The sequence below is a fragment of the Alteromonas sp. 4NH20-0056 genome (assembly GCF_057539655.1).
Map to the genome: position 1 here is coordinate 113,370 of NZ_BAAJLS010000010.1, position 12,990 is coordinate 126,359.

The 12,990-nt window shown below is 44.8% G+C and carries 13 protein-coding genes; 6 read left to right on the top strand and 7 right to left on the bottom strand.

Translation table 11 applies throughout. From position 1 onward, the window contains the following. Positions 1–13: 13 nt before the first annotated feature. From AC27EZ_RS15535 to cysS, 5 genes are all read right to left on the bottom strand, one after another. Positions 14–775: an FTR1 family protein gene (locus tag AC27EZ_RS15535; protein ID WP_487136192.1), complete on the bottom strand. Its 762-nt coding sequence runs from the start codon at positions 773–775 to the stop codon at positions 14–16. Further along, positions 768–1,169: a cupredoxin domain-containing protein gene (locus tag AC27EZ_RS15540; protein ID WP_487136193.1), complete on the bottom strand. Its 402-nt coding sequence runs from the start codon at positions 1,167–1,169 to the stop codon at positions 768–770. The genes AC27EZ_RS15535 and AC27EZ_RS15540 overlap by 8 nt, the downstream gene beginning before the upstream one ends. Continuing rightward, the gene (locus AC27EZ_RS15545; RefSeq protein ID WP_487136194.1) at positions 1,166–2,467 is read right to left on the bottom strand and encodes an ATP-binding protein; all 1,302 of its coding nucleotides are present in this window, start codon (positions 2,465–2,467) and stop codon (positions 1,166–1,168) included. The genes AC27EZ_RS15540 and AC27EZ_RS15545 overlap by 4 nt, the downstream gene beginning before the upstream one ends. After that, entirely contained in the window at positions 2,468–3,136 is a 669-nt protein-coding gene (locus tag AC27EZ_RS15550; protein WP_487136195.1) for a response regulator transcription factor, read from the bottom strand. Between the two features lie 196 nt (positions 3,137–3,332). Next, entirely contained in the window at positions 3,333–4,712 is a 1,380-nt protein-coding gene (gene cysS / locus AC27EZ_RS15555; RefSeq protein ID WP_487136196.1) for a cysteine--tRNA ligase, read from the bottom strand. Between the two features lie 195 nt (positions 4,713–4,907). Between cysS and AC27EZ_RS15560 the strand changes: the two genes are divergently transcribed. From AC27EZ_RS15560 to AC27EZ_RS15575, 4 genes are all read left to right on the top strand, one after another. Beyond that, a complete protein-coding gene (locus AC27EZ_RS15560) occupies positions 4,908–5,402 on the top strand; it encodes a peptidylprolyl isomerase (RefSeq protein WP_487136197.1) in 495 nt (164 codons plus the stop codon). Between the two features lie 65 nt (positions 5,403–5,467). Then, positions 5,468–6,193 (top strand): UDP-2,3-diacylglucosamine diphosphatase, encoded by a 726-nt coding sequence (locus tag AC27EZ_RS15565; RefSeq protein ID WP_487136198.1) that lies wholly within the window; start codon positions 5,468–5,470, stop codon positions 6,191–6,193. Positions 6,194–6,319: 126 nt separating this feature from the next. Further along, positions 6,320–6,934 carry an OB-fold-containig protein gene (locus AC27EZ_RS15570; RefSeq protein WP_487136199.1) on the top strand — a complete coding sequence of 205 codons (615 nt, stop codon included), beginning with the start codon at positions 6,320–6,322 and terminating at the stop codon, positions 6,932–6,934. A 16-nt stretch (positions 6,935–6,950) separates the two neighbouring features. Beyond that, a complete protein-coding gene (locus tag AC27EZ_RS15575) occupies positions 6,951–8,708 on the top strand; it encodes a flotillin family protein (RefSeq protein ID WP_487136200.1) in 1,758 nt (585 codons plus the stop codon). 105 nt (positions 8,709–8,813) lie between these two features. On the opposite strand, the gene AC27EZ_RS15580 is transcribed toward AC27EZ_RS15575, so the two are convergent. Together AC27EZ_RS15580 and AC27EZ_RS15585 are read right to left on the bottom strand one after the other, a co-directional pair. Further along, entirely contained in the window at positions 8,814–10,307 is a 1,494-nt protein-coding gene (locus tag AC27EZ_RS15580; RefSeq protein ID WP_487136224.1) for a S10 family peptidase, read from the bottom strand. Positions 10,308–10,514: 207 nt separating this feature from the next. Beyond that, positions 10,515–11,099 (bottom strand): acyl carrier protein phosphodiesterase, encoded by a 585-nt coding sequence (locus AC27EZ_RS15585; RefSeq protein ID WP_487136201.1) that lies wholly within the window; start codon positions 11,097–11,099, stop codon positions 10,515–10,517. 266 nt (positions 11,100–11,365) lie between these two features. On the opposite strand from AC27EZ_RS15585, the gene miaE reads away from it, so the two are divergent. Together miaE and AC27EZ_RS15595 are read left to right on the top strand one after the other, a co-directional pair. Continuing rightward, positions 11,366–12,148, top strand: a complete 783-nt coding sequence (gene miaE, locus AC27EZ_RS15590) for a tRNA isopentenyl-2-thiomethyl-A-37 hydroxylase MiaE (protein ID WP_487136202.1) — start codon at positions 11,366–11,368, stop codon at positions 12,146–12,148. Between the two features lie 232 nt (positions 12,149–12,380). After that, on the top strand, positions 12,381–12,980 hold the full coding sequence (locus AC27EZ_RS15595; RefSeq protein ID WP_487136203.1) for a Yip1 family protein: 600 nt from the start codon (positions 12,381–12,383) through the stop codon (positions 12,978–12,980). Positions 12,981–12,990: the final 10 nt, after the last annotated feature.

Sequence of the window (12,990 nt, forward strand, 5' to 3'; positions counted from 1 at the left end):
GTCTTTTTGCAAGTCATAATGACGCCCCCTCAACGTGTGGCGCTGTCGCTATCCTTTTCATCGAAAGGGCATAAATAAGCGGTACAGTTATCGCAATAAAATAAACGCTTATGTATGCGATACTTGGCGTGGCTTCGTAACCGAACAGTACATTCATTAAATGGCCGTATTCGCTATCATCGGCAACCCAATCAGAAGAATCCCACACTCTTTCAGTCACATCTAAGTAATCGATTTGTTCAAGCAAAAGCGTAATACCGGCAAATTGGCCAGCACAAAATACGCAAAGAAAGCTTAATTTCACATACGCATTGTTCACTGCGCTGACTATGGCGTGCAGTAAAACACTGACACTTAAACTAATGCCAAGCCCGATTATGCTTCCCATCGCTAAGCTGATGTCTGCACGCTCTGATGACCAATAAGCAAAAGAGTAGATTAAGAAGTGAATGGCGTTGGTAATGGTAATGCCAACAACTAACAACATCGCCCATCGTGAGGTGCTTTTGTTATACGCAATCGCGTCTCTTATTAGCAAACACAATATGATTAGCGTTATCAGCAACACCACGGCCTTTACTATTTCAAGCCCCCCACCCTCGGCTAACGCCGATAGCGTCGCGAGGTTTATGTACAAACCACCCGCCACCATTAACCCTATTAGCACACCAGTAAGCAAATGAATAAGGCGTATGCCTGATTGGCTCAGCAGTAAACTCACCAACAGAAATATGGGTAAGGTGTCACGAATAAATAGAATGACAGAATTAATCATGGGGTAAGCTCGCGTTGTTGCTATCACTGCTACGTGGTGACGACATGTCGTCAGTGACGATCACCTTACCCACCGCGGAATTAGGATGGTACTCGCCAAAGAAACCGTACTCGCCCGCTGGCAACGGGCCGACAAAAATAACACCACGACTTTCTCCAAAAATGACCTTTTCACGATTTAAATCAAAACTGTCAATTTCCTCCGGTGTGCTGTCGTAATTAATAAACACAAGGCGTACTTTTTGGTTCGCAGGGATAGTAATGGTTTGGGGCGTAAATAAATGATTTCGAATTTCAACCACCACCTCGGGTAAAGCAGCATACGAAAGACCAGCGAAAAGGCCATTCATTAAGAGCAGAGAATAAAAAACGGAACGCCGTGAAAAAAACGTCACTCGTATTTATCCAAGTTCGGCAAGGTTACTTGCACTCGCAAGCCTCCAATAGTGGCCGTATCTAACGAAATAGTGCCTTTATGCATAGTGACGACTTGCCCCACTATGGCAAGCCCTAAGCCGCTTCCCGTAGATTTATACCTATCTTCTTGTTGGTCGCGATAGAAACGCTTAAGCACATTGTCGCGTTCTTCAAGTGCGATACCCGGGCCAGAATCGTCGACGTGGATAACCGTATTCCCATGGAGTTGCGTAATCGTTACTTGAATCACTGCAGCTACAGGGGAATAAGCGCTAGCATTCGCTATCAAGTTTTGTAACAGCGTATACAGGGTAAACTCGGTACTCATCAAAAAGACGTTGTCGCCCTCTAAACTAATCTCTTGCTGCTTGTTTTCAATTTTAGTGTAAAGGTCGGTGATCACTTTTTGGGCAACCGCAATAACATCGACGTTTCCGAGCTGCATTTTAAACAGCTCAGGGCTCGTGCGGCTTAGCAGTAAAATTTGATTGACGACGTGTATCATTCTGTCGGTATCTTTTTGAATGCCCTCTAACGCCTCACATTCTTCTGTCATACCCTTTGCCAAGTTATGCAGATTAATTTTCATCACACTTAGCGGCGTACGTAATTCGTGTGCTGCGTTCGATGCAAATTGCTGTTCACGCTCAAAGGCATCGTTGAGGCGGTTGAACATTGTATTTAGGGTATCCATGACAGGCTGCAATTCAGTAGGCGTAGACGTTAATGCAACAGGTGAAAGGTCTTTGCCCTTTCTCGCCGCTAATTTAGTAGAGAGCATTTTTAAGGGAGACAGCCCTCTTGTTACCACTAAGAATATGACCAATGCCAACAGTGGAACCGCATAGATAAACGGAATAATGGCCGCTACCGTAAGCGACTCGGTCAGTAAAACACGGTTTTTAAGTGGCTGTGCCACTATTATCGTCAACTCTTTGCTTACTGTTTGTTTGTATACACGCCAACGCTGACCACCAAAGTTTTGGTCAAAAAATCCATCATTACTTGCTAAAGAAGGCAAATCTTCGGTAATGCCGCTATGCGAAATCAGTCTGTTATTTCGCCAAATTTGAAAGGCCAACTGGCTACTCGATGGATTATTCGGTGGCTCCCCTTCGCTTAGTGTTAACGCATATAAAACACTTTTAAGCTCGTTATCCATAAGGTCTGCAGAAACCGCCGCTGCAGAACGGTAACCGTGGATAGCAGCATTAAAGATAATGAGTATCAACGCACTCACTAAAATAAGGGTAAGAAAGCGCCTAATTGACTGCAATTATTGTGTTCCTGACTGAGGGATAGAGTAACCAACCCCTCGGATTGTTTTTATGAAATTTTCAGGGAGCTTTTTGCGTAAATGGTGTATGTGCACTTCAATCGTATTGCTCGCGACTTCCTCCCCCCACTCATATAAGCGTGACTCTAATTTTTGCTTCGATTGGATACGCCCAGCATTTTCCATGAGTGCCTTCAGCAGCATCAATTCGCGTCGCGGCAGCGTTACCGTAGTTTCTCCTACACGAAGGTCCAGCGTTTGTGTATCAAGAGACACGGTATTAATAGCTATTATTGACGTGGCAGCAGTACCTTGTCGGCGCTCAATCACTCTCAACCGAGCGAGTAATTCCTCTATGTCAAAAGGCTTAGGCAAGTAATCATCAGCCCCGGCATCTAATCCTAAGATTTTATCGGTCGTTTTATCTCTAGCCGTTAAGATGATAACAGGCATGGATTTTCGCTTTCGGCGCACCGATTTGAGCACATCCAAACCGTCTATATCGGGTAACCCTAAATCAAGAATGATCAGGTCGGTTTGCTCATCAAGTACCGCGTTAAGTGCATCTTTACCACGAAATACACAGTCAACAGCATGGTTCGCTTCACGAAGGGAGCGAGAGAGTGCGTCAGATAAAGGCTTGTCGTCTTCAACAAGAAGTATTCGCATAGTGCTCTGATTTACTGCATTTTTTCACATTATAGCACTCGAAACTTAAGGTTGTCTTAAGGATACGCATAGCCTTTAGCATAGAATTGTTGAAGGAAACACACAAAAAAGCCTGCTCGATGGCAGGCTTTGTTAATTTGTTCAGTGCAAGGCTTTTGACGCTTGCTTAGAATACTTACCGTATTTAACTAAGGGCTTAGTTACGACGCCAGGTTGTACCGCCAGCGCCGTCTTCTAGCACAATACCTTTTGCGGTAAGTGCGTCGCGCGCTTGGTCAGCTGCTGCCCAGTCTTTAGCGGCTCTTGCATCGTTACGCTGCTTGATCAGCGCTTCAATCTCTGCCACTTCATCGTCGTCACTACCGCCTTTTAGGTATTCATCAGGGTCGGTTTGTAACATCCCTAAGATAGCACCAAGCCCCTTCAGCACTGCACCAAGTTTTCCGGCTTGCTCTGCATTGTCTTTTTGGCGATTCAGCTCGCGTGCAACGTCGAACAGCACAGCAAACGCCTCTGGAACATTTAAGTCGTCGTTCATCGCTTCTTCAAAACGCGCTTGGTAACCACCAAAACTTAACGCCGTGTCAGTATCAATTTTCACATCACGCAAAGCGGTATATAAACGCTCTAGCGCCGCTTTCGCTTGTGTAATGTTGTCTTGCGAATAGCTCAACTGACTGCGGTAATGCGCCGACATTAAAAAGAAACGTAATGTTTCAGAGTCGTGCTCTTTTAACACTTCACGCAGGGTGAAAAAGTTGCCGAGCGATTTCGACATTTTTTCATCGTTAACTTGCACCATCCCCGTATGCATCCATACGTTTACATACTGGGTATCGTATGCGCAGCATGACTGTGCCACTTCGTTCTCATGGTGCGGAAAAATAAGGTCTGAACCGCCACCGTGAATGTCAAAATGTGCGCCTAAATGCTTGTAGTTCATGGCTGAACATTCAATATGCCAACCCGGACGGCCTTCACCCCACGGCGATGCCCATGCAGGCTCACCAGGTTTTGTCGACTTCCACAATACAAAGTCTAACGGATCGTCTTTACCCGCAGCCACTTCTACACGGGCCCCCGCATTAAGCTGTTCTAAATCTTGCTTACTCAGTTTGCCGTACTCTGGGAATTTACTGACATCAAACAATACATCGCCGCTTGCAGCCTGATATGCCACGCCTTTTTCAATAAGACGTTCGATAATGGCGATAATCTCGTCCATATGACCGCTAACGGTAGGCTCAACGTCGGGCTCAAGCAAGTTAATCGCAGCAAAGTCTTCGTGCATCATACCAATGGTACGTGCCGTAAGTGCTTCAAAACTTTCACCGTTTTCATTTGCACGAGCAATAATTTTGTCGTCAATGTCGGTAATATTTCTTACGTACTTTACGTCTAAACCCAGGTGGCGAAGATAACGCACGAGTACATCGAAGCTCAAATACGTACGGGCGTGGCCCATATGACTTAGGTCGTAAACCGTTATACCACACACATACAAGCCCACTTTCCCTTCTTCAAGCGGCACAAACTTCGCTTTTTCACGGGTTCGGGTATTGTAAAGATGTAGCATATCGTATTTTCCTTCGAATTAATTTGGCCGCAAAGTTTAGCATTGTCCGCTGGCAAATGGTAAGCCTTTGCATGCTAATTTCACCATGATGTAAACCACTTTGGAACCATGACGTAAAACATAGGATAATTTCCACAATCTCAGCTTTTGCGCTACCATTGGCGCACAATCTTTTGAATACATTAAGGACACATCATGCAGGTTAAATTAACAACGAATTTTGGTGATATCACACTAGAACTTTTTGAAGACAAAGCGCCAAAAACCGTTGCGAACTTTGTTTCATATGTTGAAGACGGTTTTTATAACGACACCATTTTTCACCGCGTAATCAATGGTTTTATGATCCAAGGCGGCGGCTTCACAGCAGACATGGAACAAAAAGACACCAAAGCGACGATTGAAAACGAAGCTAATAATGGCGTGGCTAATGAAGTTGGTACTATTGCTATGGCGCGTACGCAAGACCCACATTCAGCAACCGCACAATTCTTTATCAACGTAGGCGACAACACGTTCCTTAACCATACTAGCGAGTCAGTAAATGGCTGGGGATATTGTGCATTTGGTAAAGTGGTAGAAGGTATGGACGTGGTTGATAAAATCAAAGCGGTTCAAACCGGCAACAACGGTTTCCATCAAGACGTACCGGTTGAATCAGTGATCATCGAAAAAGCAGAAATGGCTTAATCGATACGCAAAGGCGCTATGCTTGTCGCTAGCGCCCTTCTCCCACCTTTTTTAGTAAGCCAACTATGTCTTATACCTACTTCATCGCAGACTTACATTTAAGTGCAGACCGCCCCGATATTACAGCATGTTTAAAAACCTTTTTAGACTACGAAGCGAAAGGCGCCGACGCGCTATACGTGTTAGGCGATTTATTTGAAGTATGGATTGGAGACGATGATGTCACCCCCTTCAACACCGATATCGCCAACGTTTTTAAGGCAGCCAGTGAACACTGCCCCGTTTATTTTATGCACGGCAACAGAGATTTCGCCATACGTGAAAAATGGCTTAACAAGGCGGGCATGACCTTGCTAAAAGAGCAAACAGTTGTTGACGTGTACGGCACCCCGACACTGCTTACCCATGGTGATGAACTGTGTACCAAAGACGTGGCCTACCAGCAATTTCGAAAGAAGTCGCGCGGATGGTGGTGGCCTAGGCTTATGTTAGCGTTACCGCTATGGTATCGACGCAGAGTGGCCCGGAACGGTCGTGCCGAAAGTAAAGCAAATCAAGCCGCGCTTAAGCCTGAAATAATGGATGTTACACCGCAAGAAGTTGTTAACGCACTTGAGCATCACAATGTGCAGCGCATGATACACGGCCATACTCACAGGCCAGACATACACGCGTTGGTAGCAAACGATAAACCCGCCACGCGCATTGTTCTCGGTGATTGGTACGACCAAGGCAGTGTGTTGAAAGTCACTGAGCAGCAGGTCGACTTACAAAGCAGAACGTTCGAATAGTAGTGGTATCAATAGAAGCGCATTCTCCGGTAAAGCGCGGTGAAACATTGAACCGTATTTACTAGCTTAAATTTTTTCCTGTGATATAAATATAAGCGGTTATGAACTGCATCACGGATGGTGAAAATGTTTGATGTTCTCCTCTCCCCTTCAAATTTTTGGTTTAGCATTGCGCTTTCAGCTGTGCTTTTTGTATGTCTACTTGAAGTTGTCAGTATGCTCTTTGGGATCAGTTTACTTGGCCTAAGCGATGATGCGGGCGACCTCACCTCAGACGGGTTAATGGGTTCTGAATTTGCCAGCTGGCTAAGTATTAATAAAGTCCCGTTTTTGATTTGGTTTATCGTATTCCTGTCGTGGTTTTGCGCCCTTGGATTTTTGTTAAACGGTATAACCGGCAGCCTGTTAAGTATCACATTACCTATTTTTGTGTCGGTCGCTATCGCAAGCGTTTTAGCGTTATTTACAACGTCTAAAACCGCGCTGGCTATCGCAAGCCTATTGCCGAGCATACAAACTAGCGCCCAAGCTAACGACGACTTTGTTGGTGCAGTCGCCACTATCACCATTGGCAATGCGTCTAAAAACAACCCAGCAGAAGCTAAATTCACAGACCGTTTTTCTCAGCCGCACTATGTGCTGGTTGAACCCATCGAAGATAGCGTACTTTTCAAACAAGGAGAGGCCGTTATTCTCGTTAAAAAAGGCCAGCACAGCTGGTTAGCGACCCGCTATCAATAAGTAGAGATATAAACGTATGGATACTATTCAACCTTCAAATTTACCGTCGATATTATTTCTTGCCGGTATTGTCATTGTTACCCTCATAACGATAGGCCTGATATTTGCCAAACTGTATACACGCGCAACAAAAGAAACCGCGTTTGTACGTACCGGTTTGGGCGGAGAAAAGGTCATAAAAGACGGGGGCGCAATTGTACTGCCGGTGATGCACGAAATTATTCCGGTAAATATGAATACGCTTCGTATTGAAGTAGAAAAAACGCAAAAAGATGCGCTGATCACGAAAGACAGAATGCGTGTTGATGTGAAAGCCGATTTCTACCTTCGTGTAGCGCCCAATTCAGACGGCATTTCAATGGCTGCTCAAACGCTCGGCACGCGTACTACCCGTGCTGAAGAAGTTAAAAAGCTGATGGAGTCTAAGTTTGTCGACGTATTACGCGCCGTCGCTGCCGAAATGACCATGACCGAAATGCACGAGCAACGTGCCGATTTCGTTCAAAAGGTGCAACAAAGCGTGGCAAACGACCTTGAAAAGAACGGGCTAGAGCTTGAGTCTGTTAGCTTAACTGGCTTTGACCAAACCGATTTAGAGTTCTTTAATGAGAACAATGCGTTTGATGCTGAAGGTCGTGCTCGCTTAGCAAAAATTATCGAAGAAAAGAAAAAAGAAACCAACGATATTCAACAAGAAAACCGTATTCTTATTGAACAACGCAACTTAGCCGCAGAGAAGCAATCGCTTGATGTTAAACGTGATGAAGAGGAAGCGCGCTTAACCCAAGAGCAGGTACTGGCATTTAAACGCCAAGAACAAAAAGCGGAAATTGCTAAGCAACGCGAAATGAAAGAACGTGAAGAGCGAGAGGCTGAAATTGCTAAAAACCGTGCTATTGAAGCGGCTGAAATTGAGAAGTCGAGAGAAATAGAAACACAAGAAATTGCAAAACGCCAGGCGCTTGAACAAGCTCGCATTCGCCAGCAACAAGAAGTTGAAGTGTCGGAGCAAATTAAGCAGATTGCTGTTGCCACGAAGTCCGAAGAAGAGTCTGCGGCGCGTGCCAAAGCCGCTGAAGCGGAAAAACAAAAAGTAGAAAAAGAAGAAGCGGTACTTACTGCTCGCTCGGTAGCAGAAGCCGAACGTAAGAAACAAATCGAAGTGATTGATGCACGTAAAGAAGCAGAACGAGAAGCCGTAAGTATTACCGTTGAAGCAGAAGCAAAACGAGAAGCGGCGAAGAATACGGCTGAAGCTATTCTCACCGAATCAAAAGCAACGGCCGACGCTAAAATGCTGCAAGCAGAGGCCGATGAAAAAGTATTAGCCGTTGAAGCTGCGGGTAAACAAGCGCTTTACGAAGCTGAAAACATGCTTAAAAACGAACAAATTGACCTGCAAAAATCATTGGCAATGCTTAAAATATTGCCAGAATTGGTGGCGCAAGCCGTTAAGCCACTTGAAAATATTGAGGGCATAAAAATTCTGCAGGGGTATGGCAGTGGAACCGGTTCATCATCGGGCAACGGGCAAACACTGTCATCCGGCGGGCTTGCCGACCAGGTAACACAGGCTGCGCTAAGTTATCGCGCCAATGCGCCGTTGGTAGACTCTATGTTAAGAGAAGTTGGCCTGGTGAATAGCGAAAACGGTACGTTGGAAGATTTATTGACGGGTAATAGCAATGTAATGCGTTCGCAGCCTATGCCCTCGCCCAAAGAAGCATCAGAGGGCGCAGAAGCTTCAAACATTTCAGCGGTAGAGAAAAACTAACCTCCAAATTCAATAAAACACTGCAAACAAAAAAGGTGCACGATTATGTGCACCTTTTTTTATTGTAATAACGCACCGTCTTTGACAATGCGCCTAACTGCATTACTACCTTTTATATTGCGCTGGCACACCTTCATCAGGCGTAGACGCTTCAATAAACTCTCTAAGGTCTTGGTTTGACTGTTTAAGGTCGTCACGACGTAAATACATCATATGCCCGCTTCTGTACCCTTTAAAGCTTAAACGGTCACGCATTCTGCCGCTATTGTCTAGCTGCCACATAGTGTATTTGGCATCAAAATAATTGGTCGCACCGTCGTAATAGCCCGCTTGTACCATCACATTCAAATACGGGTTTTGTGCCATTGCTAACCGAAGGTTTTCCCCTGATTTATTATTGCTTCTGTCCCAAGGGTGCACAGGGCCGAACATGTTGTACTTCATATCGGTTTTGTAGTTTAACTCTTCACGCAGGTAGTAGTTAATGGCGGGCGTGAACGAGTGCAGCCACGAGGTTAATTCTGCCCAGTAATCAGGTCGGTCGCCCGACTGTTTCAAATCAATACCCAAATACCGACTGTCCAATCTACCTAATGTTTTTCCTTCATCGCGAAGCAGTGCTTTCCAGAAAAACATCGTACTCACATCAAGGTTATTCTGTGCAATATCTTGCTCTGACAACCCTGAGTAACGCGCCATTTTAGCCAGTACAATACGTTTCTCTTCAGGCGATACAAAGCCGCCTTTTGCGAGGGCTGGAATAAGTTCGTTGATGGTGAAGTCTTCAACTTCAGGTAAAAGCGCTTCTAAGTCTTTACTTTGTAACTCAGCATCTAGCTTATTGTGATACCACGCTGCGGCAGCAAAATACGGTAAACGGTTCGCCGCTTTTACCGGGCCATCACGTTCAATACCTATATCGGTAGGCGACACCAAAATTACGCCATTCAAATACATCCACTGGCTATTTTGAAGCTCAAGCGCAAGCCCCGACACGCGGGTTGTGCCATAGCTCTCACCAATGAGATACTTAGGTGAACGCCAGCGATTGTGACGAGTAACAAACGTATTTAACCATTCAGCCAGATATTTAATGTCTGCGTTTACGCCAAAAAACATCTGCTTTTGGCTTTCTTTAGAAGGCAGGTTACCTTCACTATCTTCAAGCACACGGCTATAGCCCGTATTTACAGGATTAACAAAGACGATATCAGCCACATCTAACACCGAATAAGGGTTAGTCTGCACGCCATAAGGCTGCACTGGATACCCTTCATCATCAATATTTAGAATACGTGGGCCAGTATAAGCCACGTGCATCCATACCGATGCTGAACCGGGGCCGCCGTTAAATGACATGATCAAAGGGCGCGATGCATTATTTTTAACATCTGTACGTTGATAGTAGGTATAAAACAATGAGGCCACTGCGTCGCCTTTATCATTCCATACTGGTTGCGTGCCTGTTGTCGCTTTGTATTTTACTCGTTTCCCTAGAATTTTAGTTTCATGCTCTGTGATCACACTAGCATCTATATCTATGGCTCTGCCATGCTCATTCGCATGAGCGGCGGTTACGCTAAAGAACATCACTAGCATAGAAAGGTAAGCCAGCGGTTTGGTCATGGTTTTCGCTATCATAGTGGCATCATCTTTTATTGTCGTCTTATCTCTGTATTGAATGTAGCCAATACACAATGAATTGTCGTCCACTTCACTATACGCTGTTCTTAGACAACGAATAATAGAAGCCGCGATGAACTTGCCCTGCCCGTCGACTAAAAACGGTTCTGGGCATGCTCATGCTTATTTCTCACAACTATGTTCACGCATATGGTCAATGAGTTGCGGGAAGAAGGATAAAAAATGGTGATTAAGTGCATCATGATGACATGTAATATCATCCACACAGTCAGCAAATCGGTTTTCAAACTTTATACGTTTTGTCACCATCACGATGGCATCTAGCATATTGTCTAACTTAGCGTAATCGCTGAACCAATCGTACTTAACCATATGCGATACCGTTTTTGACATTCTACTGGGCATTAAGGGCAAGCCTGCCTCAAGTCGCTTATACGTTTTTTCGCAGTGCAAATGAAAACTGCGTGACGAAAATAATGACCAGTGACGTATTAAAAAATGGTCAAACAGCATGTCGATAGCCACCGGAGCAAACCGTTTTGTATGCCCTGAGAATAATGCTTTGGCAGCTTTGATATCTTCATGGCTGTCGGTAAAACGGTCTACCACGTAATGATTATCAAGGGCTCGCTTCGTTTCGGGGCATAAGCTAGCAACGTCGACGCCTTTACGGAAATCTCCTAATAGATTGCCGATATGAGACGGGACGGTCGGCTGTGCAAAATAAAGGTGGGCAAAATAATTCATGTAACGAGTGTAAGCAATTATATAGCCTAATTCTATGGCTCATGGCTTAGTATGCTGCTTATGTTGCGGTAGCTACCTGGGTTACTTCATTAAACTACCGTTAGCCTTGCTACTAAAGCGCTATTGTCGCTTGTATGCAAGAAGCCCGTTCGGTAGTATTGCCGGCCTGAGAAAAGGTACGTTGCACGTATCTTTTGCTGCGTTATTAACGCTTGCGTCGTACCTTGGCGCCCTAAATTGTTCGGTTTTATTCAAGAGTATTATTCATGTCTGGTATTTCTATGTCTGAAGTGACCGCCCTGCTGTCACCCGTTAACCAATTTCTGCACTGTGAAACCCCACAGGCATGGCTAGACGAAGCTAAAAAACCAGAAAATTTACGTATTTTGCTTACCGATCACCTTATTTGTGAGCTGAAGGCCGCGCAGAGTGCTATGTACTTACTGCGCCGTTACGTTGCGGATAAAGAAACTAGCAACGTGCTATTGGGATGGCTGGAACCCTACGAAGCGTTTACTTATCGTCATGAGGGTGACTGGCAATCGCTCAACACGAAAAACCTGTCTAAAAGTATTTTTAATGTTGACGGTTTAGACGATGTTAAAAAAGACATGCTCAATAAAATGGTCATGCTGATTAAAGAAGAGCTTCATCATTTTTATCAAGTGCTAGAAATTATGCATACGCTAGGCTTTGACTATAAATCAGTAACTTCTAGCCGCTACGCCAATGGTTTGCTTCGCCATGTTCGCACCTACGAACCAGAGAAACTTGTCGATAAGCTAATTTGTGGAGCCTATATTGAGGCCCGCTCGTGTGAACGTTTTGCGAAGTTAGCGCCACATGTATCGAGCGAATTAGGCGCGTTTTATATTTCACTACTGCGCTCAGAAGCAAGACACTTTGAAGACTACCTAGCGCTTGCGGCACAAATATCAAAAGACGATATTAACGACAGAGTCGAGCACTTTGGCGAGGTAGAACGGTCGTTAATTGAAACCCCAGATGCATTATTTAGGTTTCACTCAGGTGCCCCTGAAGCAGCATAAGAACCTTACGCCCATGTAGTTGTGCAGCGCAACCTAGCGCTGCCATTGCCTTTCTCGCTTTCAAAGGCGATTCAGCTTAAAAAACAATCACAAAGATCGATTTTTATACAAATATTCATTGACGCGCCTTCACTCCTGTAGCAGACTGAATTTGTAAACATTATGTTAACAAATTCAGAATTTCAATTTCTGACTATAATAATAAGTACGTAGGTTAAAAGGCGGAACAGCTATGATCTTAAACCATCTCATCGGTATTTATACGCATCCTCGTGAAGAATGGCAGGATATTGATACTAAACATGAAACCTATTTTTATGCGTTAAGTCACATTGCGGTTATCGCACTTATTCCCTCTATCGTAGCTTATTATTCAAGTGCGCATACCGGCTGGAGCATTGGTGCGGGCGACGTTATTCGCCTAAGCGAGAGCAGCGCGACCATTATGGCCATAGGCATGTATTTTGGGTTAATTGCCGGTGTGGTTGGGCTTGCCGTTCTCGTGCATGAGTTAGCAAAGGCATTCGACGCCACGCCTACCTACACACAGTCTTTAGAGTTGGCCGCATATACTGCAACGCCCTTATTCATGGTTGGGTTTGCAGGGCTTTATCCCGAGCTATGGGTACTTATGACAGCGCTATTAGTGGGTATGTCATATTCTGTCTACCTTCTGTATTCAGGCGTACCAATTCTTATGCACATGCATGAAGACAAGGGCTTCATTTACTCAAGTTCGGTAGTCACCTGCGGCTTGGTATTACTGGTAATATTAATGACAGGCTCAGTACTTATATGGGGTTTATCGGGTGGCCCGGTATTTGTGCATTAGCCCCTATTCT